General features: G+C 64.1%; 17 protein-coding genes. 3 read left to right on the forward strand and 14 right to left on the reverse strand.

Features of this window, described 5'->3' with window-relative positions; all coding sequences use genetic code 11:
- The first annotated feature begins 181 nt into the window (after positions 1-181).
- Positions 182-1,144 (forward strand): DUF1186 domain-containing protein, encoded by a 963-nt coding sequence (locus NKI49_RS12360; protein WP_352605975.1) that lies wholly within the window; start codon positions 182-184, stop codon positions 1,142-1,144.
- A 29-nt stretch (positions 1,145-1,173) separates the two neighbouring features.
- Here the strand turns inward: NKI49_RS12360 and recQ are convergent, their stop codons facing one another.
- Positions 1,174-3,015, reverse strand: coding sequence for a DNA helicase RecQ (gene recQ / locus NKI49_RS12365; RefSeq protein ID WP_352605977.1), 1,842 nt, complete (start codon positions 3,013-3,015; stop codon positions 1,174-1,176).
- 306 nt (positions 3,016-3,321) lie between these two features.
- Here recQ and NKI49_RS12370 point away from each other — a divergent pair, with 306 nt between their 5' ends.
- Positions 3,322-4,743 (forward strand): coniferyl aldehyde dehydrogenase, encoded by a 1,422-nt coding sequence (locus NKI49_RS12370; protein WP_352605979.1) that lies wholly within the window; start codon positions 3,322-3,324, stop codon positions 4,741-4,743.
- Between the two features lie 224 nt (positions 4,744-4,967).
- Here NKI49_RS12370 and NKI49_RS12375 read toward each other — a convergent pair whose 3' ends face one another.
- From NKI49_RS12375 to uxaC, 8 genes are read right to left on the reverse strand one after another with little or no spacing between them, the layout of a single operon-like run.
- Positions 4,968-5,306, reverse strand: coding sequence for a cupin domain-containing protein (locus tag NKI49_RS12375; protein WP_352605981.1), 339 nt, complete (start codon positions 5,304-5,306; stop codon positions 4,968-4,970).
- Positions 5,307-5,316: 10 nt separating this feature from the next.
- Positions 5,317-6,081: a 2-dehydro-3-deoxy-D-gluconate 5-dehydrogenase KduD gene (gene kduD / locus NKI49_RS12380; RefSeq protein ID WP_352605983.1), complete on the reverse strand. Its 765-nt coding sequence runs from the start codon at positions 6,079-6,081 to the stop codon at positions 5,317-5,319.
- Positions 6,078-6,929: a 5-dehydro-4-deoxy-D-glucuronate isomerase gene (gene kduI, locus NKI49_RS12385; protein ID WP_352605985.1), complete on the reverse strand. Its 852-nt coding sequence runs from the start codon at positions 6,927-6,929 to the stop codon at positions 6,078-6,080. Before kduI ends, kduD begins: the two co-directional genes overlap by 4 nt.
- A 22-nt stretch (positions 6,930-6,951) precedes the next feature.
- On the reverse strand, positions 6,952-7,725 hold the full coding sequence (locus tag NKI49_RS12390) for a FadR/GntR family transcriptional regulator (RefSeq protein WP_352605986.1): 774 nt from the start codon (positions 7,723-7,725) through the stop codon (positions 6,952-6,954).
- Between the two features lie 11 nt (positions 7,726-7,736).
- Positions 7,737-9,017: a TRAP transporter large permease gene (locus NKI49_RS12395; protein ID WP_352605988.1), complete on the reverse strand. Its 1,281-nt coding sequence runs from the start codon at positions 9,015-9,017 to the stop codon at positions 7,737-7,739.
- Positions 9,017-9,544 carry a TRAP transporter small permease gene (locus tag NKI49_RS12400; protein ID WP_352605990.1) on the reverse strand — a complete coding sequence of 176 codons (528 nt, stop codon included), beginning with the start codon at positions 9,542-9,544 and terminating at the stop codon, positions 9,017-9,019. The genes NKI49_RS12395 and NKI49_RS12400 overlap by 1 nt, the downstream gene beginning before the upstream one ends.
- 56 nt (positions 9,545-9,600) lie before the next feature.
- A complete protein-coding gene (locus NKI49_RS12405) occupies positions 9,601-10,578 on the reverse strand; it encodes a TRAP transporter substrate-binding protein (protein ID WP_352605993.1) in 978 nt (325 codons plus the stop codon).
- A gap of 33 nt (positions 10,579-10,611) precedes the next feature.
- Entirely contained in the window at positions 10,612-12,072 is a 1,461-nt protein-coding gene (uxaC, locus tag NKI49_RS12410) for a glucuronate isomerase (protein ID WP_352605995.1), read from the reverse strand.
- A gap of 96 nt (positions 12,073-12,168) precedes the next feature.
- On the opposite strand from uxaC, the gene NKI49_RS12415 reads away from it, so the two are divergent.
- Positions 12,169-13,713, forward strand: coding sequence for a mannitol dehydrogenase family protein (locus tag NKI49_RS12415; protein WP_502899587.1), 1,545 nt, complete (start codon positions 12,169-12,171; stop codon positions 13,711-13,713).
- A gap of 145 nt (positions 13,714-13,858) precedes the next feature.
- Here NKI49_RS12415 and NKI49_RS12420 read toward each other — a convergent pair whose 3' ends face one another.
- The 5 genes from NKI49_RS12420 to NKI49_RS12440 form a co-directional block, all read right to left on the reverse strand.
- On the reverse strand, positions 13,859-14,266 hold the full coding sequence (locus NKI49_RS12420; protein WP_352605997.1) for a F0F1 ATP synthase subunit epsilon: 408 nt from the start codon (positions 14,264-14,266) through the stop codon (positions 13,859-13,861).
- Between the two features lie 112 nt (positions 14,267-14,378).
- A complete protein-coding gene (atpD, locus tag NKI49_RS12425; protein ID WP_352605999.1) occupies positions 14,379-15,953 on the reverse strand; it encodes a F0F1 ATP synthase subunit beta in 1,575 nt (524 codons plus the stop codon).
- Between the two features lie 69 nt (positions 15,954-16,022).
- Positions 16,023-16,907, reverse strand: coding sequence for a F0F1 ATP synthase subunit gamma (locus NKI49_RS12430; RefSeq protein ID WP_352606001.1), 885 nt, complete (start codon positions 16,905-16,907; stop codon positions 16,023-16,025).
- A 46-nt stretch (positions 16,908-16,953) separates the two neighbouring features.
- On the reverse strand, positions 16,954-18,483 hold the full coding sequence (gene atpA / locus NKI49_RS12435; protein ID WP_027025510.1) for a F0F1 ATP synthase subunit alpha: 1,530 nt from the start codon (positions 18,481-18,483) through the stop codon (positions 16,954-16,956).
- The gene (locus NKI49_RS12440) at positions 18,483-19,043 is read right to left on the reverse strand and encodes a F0F1 ATP synthase subunit delta (RefSeq protein ID WP_352606004.1); all 561 of its coding nucleotides are present in this window, start codon (positions 19,041-19,043) and stop codon (positions 18,483-18,485) included. Before NKI49_RS12440 ends, atpA begins: the two co-directional genes overlap by 1 nt.
- Positions 19,044-19,065: the final 22 nt, after the last annotated feature.

The raw sequence follows: 19,065 nt of genomic DNA on the forward strand, positions 1-19,065 counted from the left end.
CAACGTCCACTCTTCCGCCGCTATTGGGGTTGAGCGGACATAAGTTGGCAAGCCGCGCCGGTGGGATGTCCGTACAAATGTGACGATCGCAAGGGCGGAATTTGCCGTTCCGCCGCGAACAGCCTGTCCAAAGGCAGACCGTCTCGGTAGATTCGGACATAAGCGAAAGAACGAGGATGCCATGAAGAAGGAAGACGAGGAAAAATTTCTTAGCAACGGCCAGCCGGGCTTCGATCTCGGTCCGATAGAACACTACCTTCATGCCGTGGCAACGGAGCGGCGGTTACCGGATCTCGCGATTCGGCAGTGTACCGTCAGGATAGAAGAATCCGCTCCCGCACTGCGGGCGGTCCTCACAAGAGCGGCCGACGGAGAAGCTCTGTCGGAAGGCGAAGAGCTGCTACTCTTCCGAGGCCTGTACATTCTGGGCGGCGCCCACGACGGCCAGGCATGCCAACCCTTGCTGCGCCTGCTGCGTCGCCCCGCCGACGAAATCGATCGCCTGCTTGGCGACGCCGTTACCGAATCCCTGGCGCCCATTATCGCCGGTGTTTTCGATGGCAATGTCGACGCCCTAGTCGACATCATCGCCGATCGCTCGGTCGACGAATTTGTTCGCGACGCGCTGTTCGGCGCAATGACCTTTCTGACCTGGGACGGCCGTATCGAGCGTGGCCGGACACAGCAGTTTCTGGAGCGGTTCCACAACGAGAAGCTGGCTGACGACGGCGATTACGCCTGGATTGGCTGGCTGGAGGCAATCGCTCTGCTCGCCCTGCGCGACCTTGTTCCGCTGGTCGACAGTGCCTGGGACGAAGGCTGCGTGCCGGAAGGCGTGCTTGAACACCACCACTTCGAACGCGACCTGCTGGATGCCGAGCAACGACCGAACGACATCGACCGGTTCCACTATGCCAACCTCGGCTACATCGACGATGTGCTCATGGCGCTGGACTGGACCCGCGGCTCCGGTTTTGGCGATGGCGTCGGGCTTGACGGGGAAGATCGGCAATCGCCCTGGCTAGACCGAAATTGGTACACCAACATGACTCCGGTCACGAACCCCTTGCGTGATGTCGGCCGCAACGATCCATGCCCCTGCGGGAGCGGCAAGAAATTCAAGAAATGCTGCCTCGCAAGTTGACTGTTGCCGCAGCACGTTGGCGGTGATTTTCAGCCCGCCCCATTCGCCTGGTGCTCCGCGATCGCCTGCAGAAAAGCCTGCCCGAACTCCTTCAGCTTCGCCGCCCCGACGCCATTCACCTCGGCGAACGCATCGAGGTCGCGTGGACGCCGCTCGGCCATGTCGATCAGCGTGCGATCTGAGAACACTACATAGGCAGGCACCTGGCGCTCCTTGGCGAGACGCAGCCGCAGCGCCTTGAGCGTGGCGAGCAGCGCGGTGTCCAGATTCTCGGCCTGCGCAATGTCCTGGGCGGCGCGCACCTTGCCGCGCGAGGCGCGCCCGCGCAGCTCAATGCGGTAGTGGAAGGGCATCTCGCCGCGGCCAAGCGCATGGCCCTTTTCCGCGATGGCGAGGCCGCCATGGCCGCCCGGATCCGGCTCCAGGAAGCCGCCAGCGGCAAGCTGCCGGATCAGCGACAGCCAGAAGTCCTTTTTGTGCGCCAGTCCGCCGCCGAAGCTGGCAAGCCTTTGGTGGCCCCAGGCCAGGATCTTCTCGGTTTCGTGGCCGAGCAGAATGTCGATGACATGGCCGGCGCCGAAGCGTTCGCCGCTCTGCGCGATCGCCGCCAGGATGATCCGCGCCTCGGCCCCGCCATCCGCGCGCGGTGCCTGGTCGAGGCAGTTGTCGCAATTGCCGCAAGGTTGCGCTTCCTCGCCGAAATAACCGAGCAGCACCTGGCGGCGGCACTGCGCCGTCTCGCAATAGCCGATCAGCGTGTCGAGCCGGCGATGCGCGCGCCTTTTGTGCTCCGCCGGCGCGTCCTCGTCGTCGATGAACAGCCTGCGCATGCGGATGTCGCCGAGGCCGAACAGCATATGCGCCTCGGCCTCCCGTCCGTCGCGGCCGGCACGGCCGATTTCCTGATAGTAGGCCTCCAGGCTGCCCGGCAGATCGGTATGGAAGACGTAGGCCACGTCAGGCTTGTCGATGCCCATGCCAAAGGCGATGGTCGCCACCATGACGACGCCGGAGAGCGTCATGAAAGCGTTTTGATTGGCTTCACGCGCGTCCTTGCTCATGCCGGCATGATAGGCGAGCGCTCGCACGCCGTTCCGCTCCAGGAAAGCAGCCATTTCCTCGGTCTTCTTGCGCGACAGGCAATAGACGATGCCGCTGCGGCCGGCGTGACGCTCGACGAAATCCAGCAATTGCCGCTTGCTGTCCTGCTTGGCCGCGAGGCCAAGCTTGATATTCGGCCGGTCGAAGCCCAGCACCAGCGTTTCGACGCGCTCGGCGAACAACCGCGCTTCGATGTCGGTACGGGTACTCTCATCCGCGGTTGCCGTCAGCGCGATGATGGGCACGTCGGGAAAGATGCCGCGCAGCCGCGACAAATCCTCATATTCGCGCCGGAACGCGGGACCCCATTGCGAAATGCAATGCGCCTCGTCGACGGCGATCAGGCTGACCTCGAGCCTCGATAGCGCCTCGAGCATCCGCTCGGTCATCAGCCGCTCCGGCGCGAGATAGAGCAGCCGCGTCTGGCCCGAGGCAACGCGGCGCCAGGCGGCGACATTGGCTTCACGGTCGAGCGAGGAATTGATCGTGTCGGCGCCAACGCCGGCAAGGCGCAGTGCGGCGACCTGGTCCTGCATCAGCGCCACCAGCGGCGAAACCACGATGGTGAGCCCACCCAACACCAGCGCCGGCACCTGGTAGCAAAGCGATTTGCCCGCACCCGTCGGCATCACGGCCAGCACATGACGCCCGGACAGCAGCGCCTCCATCACGGGCGCCTGGCCGGGACGAAAGTCATCGAAGCCGAACACGTCCTTCAGGACGCGCCGCTTGGGATCCTCGGCCGGGATGTTCGCCGCCTGTGCCGGCATCAGTCGGGCACCGGGCTGGATTTGATTTTTGGTGGATTGGAGAGGATGTGGAAACCGATCAAAACGACTCTCCGCGTGAGGCCTTGCAGTAGCGCAGCTGTCATCGGACCACAACAGGAACAGACTGCTCGCACGCTGCGGTCAAGATCACGATCTACCTCACACCTGCGCGATCGGTGATGTCATGCCGCAGACAGGTCGATATTTCCCCTGGGCTGGGCACCTTCCCCTGCGACACCCGCGCCCCCGCTGGATTCCCCCGCGCTGTACGATGTAAGCTTGGCCCGGCAAGCCAGGGAGGGCGCGATGCTGCAGACCAGACAGGATGCTCTCGGCGAGCGGTTCCAGTTGCAGCGTGCGGCTTTCGAGGCGCAGCCTTTTCCGGACATCGGCGTGCGAAAGGATCGCTTGAAGCGGCTGCTGGCGCTTACCGAGCGGCATGAGGCCGACATCTGCGCGGCGATCGACGCCGACTTTGGCGGCCGCTCGGCGCACGAAACGCGGCTGGCGGAACTGTTCGTCGTCCGCGCCGGCATCCGCCACGCGCTGTCGCATCTGAGGGGCTGGATGCGGGAGCGCCGTGTCGCCACCTCAATGCCGTTCCTGCCGGGCAGGAACCGTCTCGTCTCGCAGCCGCTCGGTGTCGTCGGCATCGTGTCGCCCTGGAATTACCCTTTTCAGCTCGCTGTCGCGCCGGTCACCGCGGCACTTGCCGCCGGCAATCGCGTCCTCGTCAAGCCTTCCGAACTGACGCCCGCCTTTTCCGCCTTGCTGGCCGAGCTGGCAGGCGAGCATTTCGCGCCGGACGAGCTCAGCATCGTCACCGGCGATGCCGAGATGGGCAAGACATTCGTCTCGATGCCTTTCGATCACCTGCTGTTCACCGGCTCGACCGCGGTCGGGCGCCAGGTCGCGATCGCCGCGGCCGCCAACCTGACACCCGTCACGCTCGAACTCGGCGGCAAGTCGCCGGCGATCCTCGATCCGTCATGCGACCTCGATGCGGCAATATCCAGCGTCGCCTATGGCAAGCTCCTGAATGCCGGGCAAACCTGCATCGCGCCGGATTATCTGCTGGTGCCGAAGGGACAGGCTGGAACCGTCGCCGCGAAGCTGGCAACGGCAATGGCGCGGCTCTATCCGAGCCTGCGCGACAACCCCGATTACACCGCCATCGTCAGCGACCGGCACTATCAGCGCCTGCGCGAGATGATCGCGGAGGCCCGCGATGCCGGGGCCGATGTCACGGAGATCAACCTTGCCGGCGAAGACCTCGGCACCACGAGCCGGAAATTGCCGCCGACCCTGGTCACGAACGCCGGACCAAACCTGCGGCTGATGCGCGAGGAGATTTTCGGCCCGGTGCTGCCGATCATCGAATATGCCGGGATAGACGAGGCGATCGACCACGTGAACAAGGCGGACCGGCCGCTGGCGCTCTACTGGTTCGGTCGAAACAGCGGCAATCGTCGACGCATCCTGCACGAGACGGTCGCCGGCGGTGTCACCATCAATGACTGCATGCTGCATCTGGTGCAGGAGAACCAGCCCTTCGGAGGTGTCGGCGCCAGCGGCATGGGCGCCTATCATGGCGAATGGGGATTCCGCACCTTCAGCAAGGAGAAGCCGGTTTTCCTGCAGTCCCGGCTGAGCGCGGGCGCCTTGTTGCGTCCGCCCTATGGGAAGACGTTCGAGCGGCTTTTCAGCCTGCTCCGGCATATCACCTGAGGGCAGTCGCCGATCGTGCCGGCCAGGCGGTGCGTTAAGCTTATGTTCACCATCATGCGGCAGGGTCGGCATCCTGCGGTGATGTTTTGAGTACCGCGGCGCCACAAGCGCCCAGGCAACAAGCCCGTGCCTCTCCTGAGGCGCGGGCGATTCATTCTTGGAAACGGCCACGCCGTCACGACATCCGTTGACCGTCTCGAAACCGGCCGCGGCGACCTGCCGCGTCAGGCGAGGAAATCGGCCCGGTGCGGCGTAAAACTGTCGACCAGCCGCCCCGCCTCCAGCGCCTTGACGCCATGCACCACATTGGACGCCACGATGAAGCTGCCGCCGGCCTCGAGGGTTTCGGTCCGGCCATCGATCGTCACCTCGAAGCGGCCCTCCGCGACATAACTTGCCTGGACATGCGGGTGCGAATGCAGCGCACCGACGCCACCCTTGTCGAAGCCGAATTCGACCATCATCAATTCATCGGTATGCAGCAGAACGCGCCGCCTGTTGCCGTCCGGGGTCGGCGTCCAGGCACCCTCGCCGGCATGCGCGAAAATCTTTGGCTCCGCCATCGTCATCTCCTTATCGCGCCAACCAGCCGCCATCCACCGGCATCACGGCGCCATGCATGTAGTTCGACGCCGGCGCCAGCAGGAAGACGGCGGCGTCGCCGATGTCTCCCGGCTCGCCCCAGCGGCCGGCCGGAATGCGCGCCAGGATGGCGGTGCTGCGGTCGGGATCGGCGCGTAGCGCCTGCGTATTGTTGGTCTCGATGTAGCCCGGCGCGATGGCATTGATATTGATGCCTTTTGCCGCCCATTCGCAGGCGAGCAGCCGGGTGATGCCGAGCACGCCATGCTTGGAGGCGGTGTAGGACGCGACCCGGATGCCGCCCTGGAAACTCAATACCGAGGCGATGTTGACGATCTTGCCCGGGCGGCGGTTGGCAAGCACGCGCCTGGCGAAGCTCTGGCAAAGCAGGAACACCGTCTTCAGGTTGACGTCCATGACGTCGTCCCAATCGGCCACTGAGAGATCGACGGCATCGGCGCGCCGGATGATCCCGGCATTGTTGACCAGCCCGTCGAGCGGACCGCTCTCGTCCCAGACCCGGTCGAGCAACGGGCCGGCGGCCGCCGTGTCGGCAAGATCGGCGCTCACCGCCTCGAATTGCCCGCCCGCCGCGGCGATCTTGTCTGCCGTGCCATCCATCGAAGAACGGCCGACGCCGATCACCGAGCCGCCGGCGCGTGCGATCGAGAGTGCAATACCTTGCCCGATGCCGGTGTTGGCGCCGGTGACGAGAATGCGCTTGCCGACCAGGCTGAAGGCGGAGAGGTCGCTCATCGCAGCTCGTCCATCGCCACCAGGTCGACATCGGTATAGTCGACATTGTCGCCGGCCATCGCCCAGATGAAAGCGTAACTGGAGGTGCCGGCGCCCGAGTGGATCGACCAGCCCGGCGACAGCACCGCCTCGTCGTTGCGCATGACGATGTGGCGCGTTTCATCGGGTTCCCCCATGAAATGGAACACCCGCGCCGTCTCCGGCAGGTCGAAATAAAGATAAGCCTCCATGCGCCTGTCATGCACATGGCAAGGCATGGTGTTCCACACCGAGCCCGGCGCAAGCTGCGTCATGCCGACGACGAGCTGGCAGGTCTTTACGCCCTCGGCATGGATGAACTGGAAGATCGAGCGCTCATTGCAGCTATCCTTGCTGCCGAGGTCGATGCGCTTGGCATCGCCGATGCGGATCAGCCGGCTTGGCCAGCTCTGGTGCGCCGGCGCGCTGAGCAGATAGAATTTGGCCGGCTCGCTGGAACTTGTGGAAGCAAACGACACATCCGGCGTGCCCATGCCGAGATAGAGCATGTCGCGCGCCTGCAATTCGTGGGATTGGCCGCCTGCTTTAACGCTGCCGGCACCGCCTATGTTGACGGCGATCAGCTCGCGGCGATCGAGGAAGTTCTTGGTCCCGGTCGGCTTGATCGCTGCCAGCGGCACCGGTGTCGCCATTGGCATGGCGCCGCCGACGATCATGCGGTCGTAATGAGTGTAGGTCAGGCTGATGCGGCCGGGCTGGAACAGGTCTTCAATGTGAAAATTGTGGCGCAGCTCGTCGGTTCCCATGGCTGCGGCGGCTACGGGATCGATGGCGAAGCGGGACGTATAGTGGGTGTCGCTCTGGCTCATGGCTGTCCTGATTTGAGATGGGTCATTCGCCGGCAGCGGCCATGACCGAATTGGCATAGAACACCTGCCTTGCGTGCAGGCGCTCGCGATAGCGCTGCTGGCTGGCAGCAAGGTGGATACGCATCGCCTCGCGCGCGGCCTCGGCGTCGCCCGATGTGATCGCGTTCAGGATCACCAGATGCTCGCGCTGCAGGCCGCGCTGGTATGCGTCGGACTGGACCAGTTCCGTCGACCATGGCGAGGTCACGTCGCAGGGAATCGCGCGCCGGCCGAGCACGTCGAGCATTTCGACATAGAATGGGTTGTTGGTGGCGCTGGCGATGGCGCGATGGAAGGCGAGGTCGGCCGGACCGGTCGGCTCGCTGGCGAGCAGCAGCCGTTCGAACTCGAAGAAGGCTTCCTGGATCGCCGCCTCCTGTGCGGCGTTGCGGCGGTTGGCGGCGAGACCGGCCGATTCGATCTCGATCGCCAGCCGCACTTCGAGCACGTTGAGCGCGATCGAATCCTTGCTGCCCATGTCGGCGGCAAGCGCACCGAACATGGTCGAGATATGCTCGGTGACGAAGACGCCGGCCCCCTGGCGTGGCTCGACCAAGCCGTCGGCGGCCAGCTTGGCCAAGGCCTCGCGGATGACGGTGCGGCTGACGCCGAAGGTCTCGGTCAACTGGCCTTCGGTCGGCAGTTTGTGGCCGGGCAGGATCTCGCCCGCCTGAAGCTGCCTGCGGATCGCCGCGACGACGGTCTCCGACAGTTTGGGTTTTCTCTCGACCCGGAGGTCGGTTGCGGCAGCGGACACGTGGCAAACTCCTAGTGGAACAGGCTCGGCAGCCACAATGAGATTTCCGGTATGTAGGTGACAAGCATCAACACAGCGAAGGCCGCTCCGTAGAATGGCCAGATCGAGCGCATCGCCGTCCAGATCGGGATCCGGCCGATGGCGCAGCTGACGAACAGCACCGCGCCCACCGGTGGCGTGCACAGGCCGATGCCGAGGTTGAGGATCAGGATGACGCCGAAATGCACCGGATCGACGCCGTAAGCCATGACCACGGGCAGGAAGATCGGCGTGGTGATGATGATCAAGGGCGACATGTCCATGAACGTGCCGAGGATAAGCAGCACCACGTTGATCATCAGCAAGATGACCAGCTTGTTGTCGGACACGGATTGCAGGAAAGCGACCAGCGCTGCCGGGACCCTGAGATAGGCGAGCAGCCAGCCAAAAGCCGCGGCGCAGCCAATGATCATCAGCACCATTGCCGTGGTGCGCACCGCAGCGGTGGTGGCGGTGACGAAGTCGTTCCAGCTCATCGAACGGTAGATGATAAGCGTCACCAGGAAGGCGTAGACAATGGCAATGCAGGAGCTTTCGGTGGCGGTGAAAATGCCGGACCGGACTCCGCCGAAGATAATGCCGATCAGGATCAGGCCTGGAATGGCGGCGAGAAGCAATTGCAGCGCCCGGCCGAAGCCGGCAAAGGGCTCCGTCGGATAGCCGCGGCGGCTGGCGACCCAATAGGCCGTAATCATCAGTGACAGCGCCAGGAGCAGGCCGGGTAGCACGCCGGCCGTGAACAGATCGGCGATCGAAATGCGGCCGCCGGCCGAAATCGAATAGATGATCATGTTGTGCGAGGGCGGGATCAGCAGCGCGATGATGGCGCCGACCGAGGTGATGTTGACGGCATAATCGACGCCGTAGCCGCGCGCCTTCATCTGCGGGATCATCAGTCCGCCGACCGCCGAGGCGTCGGCCACCGCCGACCCGGAAATACCGCCGAACATGGTTGACGCGGCGATGTTGACCTGGCCCAACCCGCCACGCAGGTGGCCGACCAGCGAGCCGGCCAGTGCCACCAGCCGGGCGGCAATGCCGCCGCGCACCATCAGGTCGCCGGCGAAGATGAAGAATGGAATGGCCATCAGCGAAAACACGCTGACGCCGGAGTTGAGGCGCTGGAACACCACCAGCGGCGGCAGGCCAAGCACCAGCACCGTCGCGAAGCTGGCGACGCCGAGGCAAAACGCGATCGGCGTGCCGATGATCAGCAGGAAGACGAAGGTGCCGAACAGGACCGTCAGGGCCATTATAGATCCTCCTCGCCCGTGGCGTACTGATCGGCGTCGACGGGCAGACCGGCAAATCGCCCGGCCAGCCGCTCCAGTGAAAACAGGCAGACAAGCGCGCCACCCAGGATGACCGGCAGGAAACCGACGCCGCCGGGCAGGGCAAGGGACGGCATCACCGTGTTCCAGGTCAGCATGGTAAGCTGGACGCCGTAGACGATCATGCCGGCGCCGAAGGCGAGCACGACGATATCCGAAATGCTGCGCAATACCGCCTTGGCGGCATGCGGCAGGAAATACAGCAGCACGTCGAAACCGAGATGCGTGCGCTCGCGAACCCCGACAGCGGCACCCAGGAAAATGAACCAGCCCATCAGAAGCACCGAGAAGGACTCGGTCCAGCTTGGTGAGCGGTTCAGGACATAACGCGAAAACACCTGCCAGAAGATGATTATCGTCATCAGGGTCAGTCCGGCACCGCTGACCCACAGTGCAAGCCTTGCAAGCTGTGACAGCAGGCGCTCCGTGGCCAGCCAGAACGATTTCATGTGCGCCTCCCCTGGGCGGTGGCGCGCACGATCGCGCCACCGCCGTCGCGACTGGATTATTTGGTTGCCTGGATGCGCGCCGCGAGGTCCTTCAGCGCGGGCGTCGACAGATATTTGTCGTAGACCGGCTTCATCGCGTCGATCAGCGGCTGCTTGTCGATCTCGCTGACCTTTACGCCCGCGGCTTCGACGATGCCGCGCGACTTTTTCTCCTGCGCGTCCCACAGCTCGCGCATCTTGACGACGCTGTCCTTGGCCGCCTGCCGGACGATCGTCTGATCCTCGGGAGACAGCTTGTCCCAGCTCGCCTTCGACATCACCAGCACCTCCGGAACGATCTGGTGCTCGTCCATCGTGTAGTGCTTGGCAACCTCGTAATGCTTGGCGGATTCGAAGCTCGGCCAGTTGTTCTCGGCGCCGTCGATGACACCTGTCTGCAAGGCCGAGTAGACTTCGCCATAGGCCATAGGCGTGGCGTTGGCGCCGAGCGCATTGACCATGTCGACGAACACGTCGGATTGGATGACGCGGAATTTCATGCCCTTCAGGTCGGCGATCGAGGTGATGTCCTTCTTGGTGTTATAGAAGGAGCGCGCGCCGGAATCGTAGAAGGCGAGGCCGATCAGGCCATGTGCCTCGAATGCTTTCAGGATCTGGTCGCCGACCGGCCCGTCCATGACATGGCGCATATGTTCGACCGAGCGGAACATGTAGGGCAGCGACGGCACCGCGGTTTCCGGCACGATGCCGTTGAATGGTCCCATCGAGACGCGGTTGAGATCGATGACGCCGGTCTGCGTCTGCTCGATCGTGTCCTTCTCCTCGCCGAGCTGCGCCGAATGATAGACCTCTACCGAATAGCGGCCGTTGGTGCGCTGCTTGATTAGGTCGCCCATGTATTTGACCGCCTCGACCGTCGGGTAACCATCGGGATGGGTATCCGACGATCGCAGCACCGTTTCGGCGTTGGCGACGCCGACCAGCAGCGAGCCGACCGCGAACGCGGCCGCCGTCAATTTCGAAAAATGCAACATGACTTCCTCCCTTTTTAAATCAAAGCACCCGGCTCAGAGCCGGTACGCCTTCTTGGCAAGCGTGTAGGCAAGCTCCTTGGCCAGCTCATGCGCCTCGTCCTCACGCAGCCGGTGCTCGGCGACGAGACGCGCGAGAAACGCGCAATCGACCCGCCGCGCCAAATCGTGACGGGCGGGGATGGACGGAAAGGCGCGGGTGTCGTCGTTGAAACCGACAGTGTTGTAGAAGCCGGCAGTCTCGGTGGTCATCTCGCGGAAGCGGCGCATGCCTTCCGGGCTGTCGTGGAACCACCAGGCAGGCCCGACCTTGAGCGCCGGGTAGACGCCGGCGAGCGGCGCCAGCTCGCGCGCATAGCTGGTCTCGTCGAGGGTGAAGAGGATGATCGTCAGGTCGCGCTCCAGCCCGACGCAGTCGAGCAGCGGCTTCAGCGCCGTCACATAATCGGTCCGGGTCGGGATATCGAAACCCTTGTCGCGGCCGAATTTCTGAAAAATGGAAGGCGAATGATTGCGCCAGGAACCGGGATGGATCTGCAAGACCAGCCCATCGTCCAGGCTCATCTTGGCCATCTCGGTCAGCATCTGGGCGCGAAACAGTTTTCGCACGCGCTCGTCCTGCGAACCCTGGCGGATGCGGCTGAACAGTTCCTCGGCCGCGGCGTCCGAGAGGTTGGCGGTCTCCGCCGTTGGATGGCCGTGATCGGACGAGGTGGCGCCGAAGGTTTTGAAGAAGGCGCGCCGCTGGCGATGCGCATCGAGGTAGCCGGCCCAGCTGCCTGTGTCGCAGCCGGTGATTTCTCCGAGCCGATCGAGATTGGCCGAGAATCCTTCAAAATCCGGATCGACAATCGCGTCCGGCCGGTAGGCGGTAACGACGCGGCCCTCCCAACCGCTGTCGCGGATCATCTTGTGCCATTTGAGATCGTCGAGCGCGCCTTCGGTCGTGGCGATCACCTCGATGTTGAAGCGCTCGAACAGAGCTCGGGGGCGGAAATTCTCCCACTGCAGCAGCATCGCGATCGTATCGTAGTGACGGTCCGCCGTTGCGGCGGTCAGCGGCTCGTCGATACCGAACAGATGCTCGAGCACATGGTCGAACCATAGCCGGGTCGGCGTGCCGCGAAACAGGTGATAGTTCTCGGCGAAGCGCCGCCAGATCGTCCGGCCGTCGGTCTCGACAGGCGTGCCGTCGAGCGCCGGCACGCCGAGATCCTCAAGCCGCACGCCCTGGCTGAAGAGCATGCGGAAAATATAGTGGTCGGGCACGATGAGCAGCTGGGCCGGGTCCGGGAAAGGCTCGTTCAGGGCATACCAGCGCGGATCGGTGTGGCCGTGCGGGCTGACGATGGGCAGGTCCTTGATCCCGGCGTAGAGATCGCGCGCGATCGAACGCGGACGCGCCTCGGCCGGAAACAGCAAATCCGCGTCGGTCAGTGCCACGTCGATCCTCCCAGAGCCGCCATCGGTAGGGTCGGTCGGAAATAATGTCAACATACAAAAATTAGATTGTTGTATGATGACTTTTCCAACCATTGTGTGGCAAGAAATCGAATGCTACGCCCCCTGCCGACCATCCTCGAGGCGATTTTCATGCCGTCCAACCAGACCAGCCGCACCACCATGACCAAGCGCCTCTCCGGCGGCACGGTACAGGCATTACCGGCTTTGGTGGCGAGACCTGCGTATGATCGCAGTCATGTCGTCCCGGGCATCGTGCATCTCGGCGTCGGCGCCTTTCATCGCGCCCATCAGGCCGCCTATGTCGACGACTGCCTGGCGGCCGGGGAGACGGGCTGGGGCATAACAGGCGTCTCGCTGCGCAGCGCCGACACCCGCGATGCGCTGGCGCCGCAGGACGGGCTCTACACGCTGGCAATCAGGAGCAGCGGCGAGGAAAAGCTCCGCGTCGTCGGCTCCATCGGCTCGATGCTGGCGGCGCCGGAAGACCCCGGCGCGGTGCTGGCCGCGCTAGCCGATCCACGGACCCGCATCGTCACGCTGACCATCACGGAAAAGGCGTATCTGCGCGCGGCCGGCGGCGGCCTGGACACCGCTCATCCCGACATCGTCCACGACCTAGCGAACCTGCAAACCCCGAAGACGGCGCATGGTTTTCTGGCCGAGGCGCTCGCCCGGCGACGCGCCGCCGGCACGCCGCCGTTCACCGTGCTGTGCTGCGACAATCTGCCGGCCAACGGCGCCACGCTGCACAGATTGCTGATTGAATTTGCAGAATTGCGTGGCCCCGGCATGAAGAGCGATGCAGGGCTCGCCAGCCACATCGCCGACGCGGTCGCATTTCCCTCAAGCATGGTCGACCGCATCGTGCCGGCGACCACCGATGCCGACCGGGCGCGGATCGCTGGCCAACTCGGCGTCGAGGACGCCTGGCCGGTCATGACCGAGCCGTTCTGCCAATGGGTGATCGAAGACAAATTCCCCGAGGGCCGGCCGGCCTGGGAACAATTCGGCGTCACCATGGTCGATGATGTCGGGCCCTTCGAGGACATGAAGCTCAGGCTGCTCAACGGCTCGCATTCGGCCATTGCCTATCTCGGCCTGCTCAGCGGTCACGCCACCGTCGATCGCGCTTTCGCCGATCCGGCGATACGGGCTTTTGTCGACGCGCTGTGGGCCGAGGCCATTCCGACGCTGCCCACAAATGCCGGGCTCGATACGACGAGCTATACGGCAGAACTTACCAAGCGTTTCTCGAACACTGCGCTCGCCCACCGCACGGCGCAGATCGCCAATGACGGCAGCCAGAAATTGCCGCAGCGCATCGTCGCGTCCGCCATCGAGCGCATCGAAGCCGGCGCACCGCCCGAGCACCTGACGCTGGTGATCGCCGCCTGGATCGCCGCGTCCGAAGCGCGCGGCAAGACCTTGCCGGAAGCCCACTTCACCGATCCGCTGGATGCGGCGCTGGCGGAAGTTTTCAGCCAGCAGTTGCCGGCGAACGAAACAGTGGCGGCGGTATTCGACCTGGCCGGCTTTGCCAGGGAACACGCCGGACGCCAGACGCTGATGGAACTGGTGGCCAGCCATCTCGTGCACTTGCGGCAAGGTGGGGTGGAGCTTGCGCTCGCAGCACTTGGCATAGGAAGTGGGTCCAGTGCCGCGACATTAACTTAGAGCCTGGGAACGCAGAACGCCGACATCCCTGGGCCAGCGCCCGCCGACCTCCGCATACCCGAATCTTCACGCCACGCGACCAGGGACGTCTCAACAAAAAAGCGAGGCAAGGCCCCGCTTTTCATTCAATCGTCTGAAGCTAACTTCAGGCCGGAAGTATCGCGCCTTCCAGCGTGGTTAGCTGGCTAAGGAACTGTTCCGCCTTGCTGCGCGCCTGGTCGTCCTTGGCGTCGGCGGCGTCTTCCCTAGCTTCCTGGATGCGGCGGGCGAGATCGGCGCGGTCGACATCCTTCACCGCGACGGCCGATTCCGCCAGCAGCGTACAGCCGGCCGGAACGATGTCGGCGAAGCCGCCGAACACGACATAGCGTTCTTCGCTACCCGACACGGCCTTCACCGTGACGACGCCTGGCTTGATCGTGGTCATGACCGGGGCGTGATGCGCCATGACGGTCATCTCGCCTTCGGCGCCCGGAATGACGACGGATTCGACCTCAGCGGAAACCAGCAGGCGTTCCGGAGAAACCAGTTCGAATTTAAAAGCTTCAGCCATGATCAGTTTAGTGAGTAGGGAATAGTGAGTAGGGAGTAGGGAGAGAGGACAACCGCCCCGATCACCCAGCTGCTATTCACCACTGACTACTGACTACTCCCTATTCCCTTGATTAAGCCGCTTCGGCGGCCAGGCGCTGTGCCTTCTCGACCGCTTCCTCGATGCCGCCGACCATGTAGAAGGCAGCTTCCGGGAGGTGATCGTAGTCACCGTTGCAGAGGCCCTTGAAGCCCTTGATGGTGTCGGCGAGGTCCACCAGCTTGCCCGGCGCGCCGGTGAACACTTCGGCGACGAAGAAGGGCTGCGACAGGAAGCGCTCGATCTTGCGGGCGCGGGCAACCGTCTGCTTGTCCTCTTCCGAAAGCTCGTCCATGCCCAGGATGGCGATGATGTCCTGCAGCGACTTGTAGCGCTGGAGGATCGACTGCACCTGGCGCGCGACGCCGTAGTGCTCATCGCCGACGACCAGCGGGTCGAGCATGCGCGAGGTCGAATCCAGCGGATCGACAGCCGGGTAGATGCCCTTTTCGGCGATGGCGCGGTTGAGCGTCGTCGTTGCGTCGAGGTGGGCGAACGAGGTCGCCGGCGCCGGGTCGGTCAGATCGTCGGCGGGCACGTAGATCGCCTGCACCGAGGTGATCGAACCCTTGGTGGTGGTGGTGATGCGTTCCTGCAAAGCGCCCATGTCGGTGGCGAGCGTCGGCTGATAGCCGACGGCCGACGGGATGCGGCCGAGCAGAGCCGACACTTCCGAACCCGCCTGCGTGAAGCGGAAGATGTTGTCGACGAAGAACAGCACGTCCTGGCCCTGGTCGCGGAAATATTCCGCAACCGTCAGGCCGGTCAGGCCGACGCGGGCACGCGCGCCCGGGGGCTCGTTCATCTGGCCGTAGACGAGTGCGGCCTTGGAGCCTTCGCCGCCGCCCTTCTTGTTGACGCCGGATTCGATGAACTCGTGATAGAGATCGTTGCCTTCGCGGGTGCGCTCGCCGACGCCGGCGAACACCGAATAGCCGCCATGCGCCTTGGCGATGTTGTTGATCAGTTCCTGGATCAGCACGGTCTTGCCGACGCCGGCGCCGCCGAACAGGCCGATCTTGCCGCCCTTGGCGTAGGGCGCGAGCAGGTCGAGCACCTTGATGCCGGTGATCAGGATCTGCGCTTCCGTCGACTGCTCGACATAGGTCGGAGCCGGCTGATGGATGGAGCGCATTTCGATCGCGTCGACCGGGCCTTCTTCGTCGACCGGCTCGCCGATGACGTTGATGATGCGGCCGAGCATGCCCGGGCCGACCGGGACGGTGATCGGCGCGCCGGTGTCGCGCACTTCCTGGCCGCGCACCAGACCTTCGGTGGAGTCCATGGCGATGCAGCGCACGGTGTTTTCACCGAGATGCTGGGCAACTTCGAGCACGAGGCGGTTGCCGACATTGGTCGTTTCGAGCGCGTTCAGGATCGCCGGCAGGTGATCGCCGAACTGCACGTCGACGACGGCGCCGATGACCTGGCGAACCTTGCCGACGACGCCCGTTGCCTTGGCAACCACTGCCGGTGCCCGGGCCGCGGCGGCCCTGGCGGGCGCTGCCGCCTTGGCCGGAGCCGCCTTCACTGCTGCTGCCGGTGCCTTTGCCGCCTTCGCCGCTGCGGTTTTGGGGGCCGCCGCCTTGGGGGTCGCTGCTTTCGCCATCGTCTTTACCCTTTTCGTCCTTTTGTTTCTCACGCGGTCCTGTCGCGGGCCGTGACCCGCCAACCGCGCCTAGAGCGCCTCGGCGCCCGAAATGATTTCGATCAGTTCCTTGGTGATCTGCGCCTGCCGCTGGCGGTTGTAGGTGATCGACAACTTGTTGATCATCTCGCCGGCGTTGCGCGTCGCGTTGTCCATGGCGCTCATCTTGGCGCCCATTTCGCCGGCTGCGTTTTCGAGCAGCGCCCGGAAAACCTGCACGGAGATGTTGCGCGGAATGAGGTCGGAGAGGATTTCGCCCGGCTCCGGTTCATACTCGTACACGGCGTTGCCGCCAACCGCCGCCTCGGCAGGAGCCGAAGCAACGCCGGCCGGGATGATCTGCTGCGCGGTCGGGATCTGGCTGATGACCGACTTGAACTGCGAGTAGAACAGCGTGCAGATGTCGAATCCGCCCTCGTTGAAGAGGTGGATGACTTTCTTGGCGATGGCATCGGCATTGACGAAGCCGAGCGTCTTGACCTCGCGCAGATCGACACGGTCGATGATCATCGCTGCATAATCGCGGCGCAGGATATCGAAACCCTTTTTGCCGACGCAGATAATCTTGACCTTCTTGCCATCGGCCAGAAGCTTGCGGATGTGGTCGCGGGCCAGGCGGGCGATCTGCGAATTGAAGCCGCCGCACAGGCCGCGCTCGGCGGTGCAGACGACGAGCAGATGCACGTCATCCTTGCCGGTGCCGGTCATCAGCGCCGGGGCATCGCCACCGCCGCCGATTGCCTGGGTAATGTTGGCCAGCACGGAACCCATGCGCTCCGAATAGGGCCGCGCCGCTTCGGCGGCCTCTTGCGCACGGCGCAGCTTCGCCGCGGCGACCATCTGCATCGCCTTGGTGATCTTCTGCGTCGCCTTGACCGAGGCGATACGGTTACGAAGGTCTTTTAATGAAGGCATGCTTCAAACCTGATCCCGTCTTGTCTCATCCGGACTGGCGCTTCGCTCAGGCGAAGGTCTTGGCGAAAGCGTCGATCTCGGCCTTCAGCTTGCCGCGCAGATCGTCCGACAGCGCCTTTTCCTTGCGGATGGCATCGAGAACGTCCTTGCCGGCCGAACGCATGTGGCTGAGCAGGCCATGCTCGAACTTGCCGACCTGGTTCACCGGCAGCTTGTCGAGGTAACCGTTGACGCCGGCGAAGATCACCGCGACCTGCTCTTCCGTCTTCAGCGGCGAGAACTGCGGCTGCTTCAGGAGCTCGGTCAGGCGCGATCCGCGGTTGAGCAGGCGTTGCGTGGCGGCGTCGAGATCGGAGCCGAACTGCGCGAAGGCCGCCATTTCGCGATACTGCGCGAGCTCGCCCTTGATCGAGCCGGCAACCTGCTTCATCGCCTTGATCTGCGCGGCGGAGCCGACGCGGCTGACCGAAAGGCCGACGTTCACCGCAGGACGGATGCCCTGGAAGAACAGGTTGGTTTCGAGGAAGATCTGGCCATCGGTGATCGAGATCACGTTGGTCGGGATATAGGCCGATACGTCGTTGGCCTGCGTTTCGATGATCGGCAAAGCGGTCAGCGATCCACCGCCCAGATCGTCGTTGAGCTTGGCGGCGCGCTCGAGCAGGCGCGAATGCAGGTAGAAGACGTCGCCCGGATAAGCTTCGCGGCCCGGCGGGCGGCGCAGCAGCAGCGACATCTGGCGATAGGCGACGGCCTGCTTCGACAGATCGTCATAGCTGATCAGCGCGTGCATGCCGTTGTCGCGGAAATACTCACCCATGGTGCAGCCGGCGAACGGCGCCAGGAACTGCATCGGTGCGGGATCGGAAGCGGTAGCGGCGATGATGACCGAGTATTCGAGCGCGCCGCGCTCCTCAAGCACCTTGACGAACTGCGCGACGGTCGAGCGCTTCTGGCCGACGGCGACGTAGACGCAGTAGAGCTTTTCCTTCTCGGGGCCGTTGTCGTGCACCGACTTCTGGTTGAGCATCGTGTCGAGGATGATGGCGGTCTTGCCGGTCTGGCGGTCGCCGATGACCAGCTCGCGCTGGCCGCGGCCGACCGGGATCAGCGCGTCGATGGCCTTGAGGCCGGTCGACATCGGCTCGTTCACCGATTTGCGCGGAATGATGCCGGGCGCCTTGACGTCGACGCGTTTGCGCTCGACTGCCTTGATCGGACCCTTGCCGTCGATCGGATTGCCGAGCGCGTCGACGACGCGGCCAAGCAGGCCAGGGCCGACGGGGACGTCGACGATGGCGCCGGTGCGCTTGACGATGTCGCCTTCCTTGATGTCGCGGTCGGCGCCGAAGATGACGACGCCGACATTGTCGGCCTCGAGGTTGAGCGCCATGCCGCGGATGCCGCCGGGGAATTCGACCATCTCGCCGGCCTGGACATTGTCGAGGCCGTAGACGCGGGCGATACCGTCACCGACGGACAGCACCTGTCCAACTTCGGAGACCTCGGCCTCCTTGCCAAAATTCTTGATCTGGTCTTTCAGAATTGCGGAAATTTCCGCGGCGCGGATGTCCATCAGCCGACCTCTTTCAGTGCAAGCTTGAGCGAATTGAGTTTGGTTTTGAGCGACGTATCGATCTGGCGCGAGCCCATCTTGACCACCAGTCCGCCGAGCAGCGACGGATCGACGGTGACGGAGATGGCCACCTCCTTGCCGGCAACGCTCTTCAGCGCCGCCTTGAGTTCGGTCTGCTGGGCGGCGGTCAGCTCGTGAGCCGAAATCACGTCAGCGGCGGCCTCGCCACGATGCTCGGCGGCGATCTGGCGGAACGCCTTGATCATACCGGGGATGGCGAACAGCCGGCGGTTCTTGGCGACGACGCGCAGGAAATTGCCGGTGAGGCCCGTAATCCCCGCCTTGTCCGCGATCGCCGCGATGGCCTTGGCTTGGTCTTCGCTGGAGAAAACCGGGCTGTTGATCAATCGGGTAAGATCGGCGCTGCCCGCGAGCATGGCTTCGAAACTGTTCAGGTCGGTCTCGACCTTGGCCACCGAATTGGCCTGCAGCGCGAGTTCGAACAGCGAACCCGCGTAGCGTTCTGCGACACCTGAGATTGGCGATGACGATTGAGCCACGGACCGTCTTTTCTCTTGTCTG

This window comes from Mesorhizobium sp. M0587, from assembly GCF_040320945.1.
In the GTDB taxonomy this organism is placed as follows: domain Bacteria; phylum Pseudomonadota; class Alphaproteobacteria; order Rhizobiales; family Rhizobiaceae; genus Mesorhizobium.

What these genes read in the sequence shown, in the direction of transcription:
- atpA (WP_027025510.1), bottom strand. Translation starts at nt 18,483, where the DNA reads ATGGACATCCGCGCCGCGGAAATTTCCGCAATTCTGAAAGACCAGATC.
- NKI49_RS12420 (WP_352605997.1), bottom strand. Translation starts at nt 14,266, where the DNA reads ATGGCTGAAGCTTTTAAATTCGAACTGGTTTCTCCGGAACGCCTGCTG.
- NKI49_RS12405 (WP_352605993.1), bottom strand. Translation starts at nt 10,578, where the DNA reads ATGTTGCATTTTTCGAAATTGACGGCGGCCGCGTTCGCGGTCGGCTCG.
- recQ (WP_352605977.1), bottom strand. Translation starts at nt 3,015, where the DNA reads ATGCCGGCACAGGCGGCGAACATCCCGGCCGAGGATCCCAAGCGGCGC.
- NKI49_RS12415 (WP_502899587.1), top strand. Translation starts at nt 12,169, where the DNA reads ATGCCGTCCAACCAGACCAGCCGCACCACCATGACCAAGCGCCTCTCC.
- NKI49_RS12360 (WP_352605975.1), top strand. Translation starts at nt 182, where the DNA reads ATGAAGAAGGAAGACGAGGAAAAATTTCTTAGCAACGGCCAGCCGGGC.
- kduI (WP_352605985.1), bottom strand. Translation starts at nt 6,929, where the DNA reads ATGAGCCAGAGCGACACCCACTATACGTCCCGCTTCGCCATCGATCCC.
- NKI49_RS12375 (WP_352605981.1), bottom strand. Translation starts at nt 5,306, where the DNA reads ATGGCGGAGCCAAAGATTTTCGCGCATGCCGGCGAGGGTGCCTGGACG.
- NKI49_RS12400 (WP_352605990.1), bottom strand. Translation starts at nt 9,544, where the DNA reads ATGAAATCGTTCTGGCTGGCCACGGAGCGCCTGCTGTCACAGCTTGCA.
- NKI49_RS12395 (WP_352605988.1), bottom strand. Translation starts at nt 9,017, where the DNA reads ATGGCCCTGACGGTCCTGTTCGGCACCTTCGTCTTCCTGCTGATCATC.
- NKI49_RS12430 (WP_352606001.1), bottom strand. Translation starts at nt 16,907, where the DNA reads ATGCCTTCATTAAAAGACCTTCGTAACCGTATCGCCTCGGTCAAGGCG.
- atpD (WP_352605999.1), bottom strand. Translation starts at nt 15,953, where the DNA reads ATGGCGAAAGCAGCGACCCCCAAGGCGGCGGCCCCCAAAACCGCAGCG.
- NKI49_RS12370 (WP_352605979.1), top strand. Translation starts at nt 3,322, where the DNA reads ATGCTGCAGACCAGACAGGATGCTCTCGGCGAGCGGTTCCAGTTGCAG.
- kduD (WP_352605983.1), bottom strand. Translation starts at nt 6,081, where the DNA reads ATGAGCGACCTCTCCGCCTTCAGCCTGGTCGGCAAGCGCATTCTCGTC.
- uxaC (WP_352605995.1), bottom strand. Translation starts at nt 12,072, where the DNA reads ATGTTGACATTATTTCCGACCGACCCTACCGATGGCGGCTCTGGGAGG.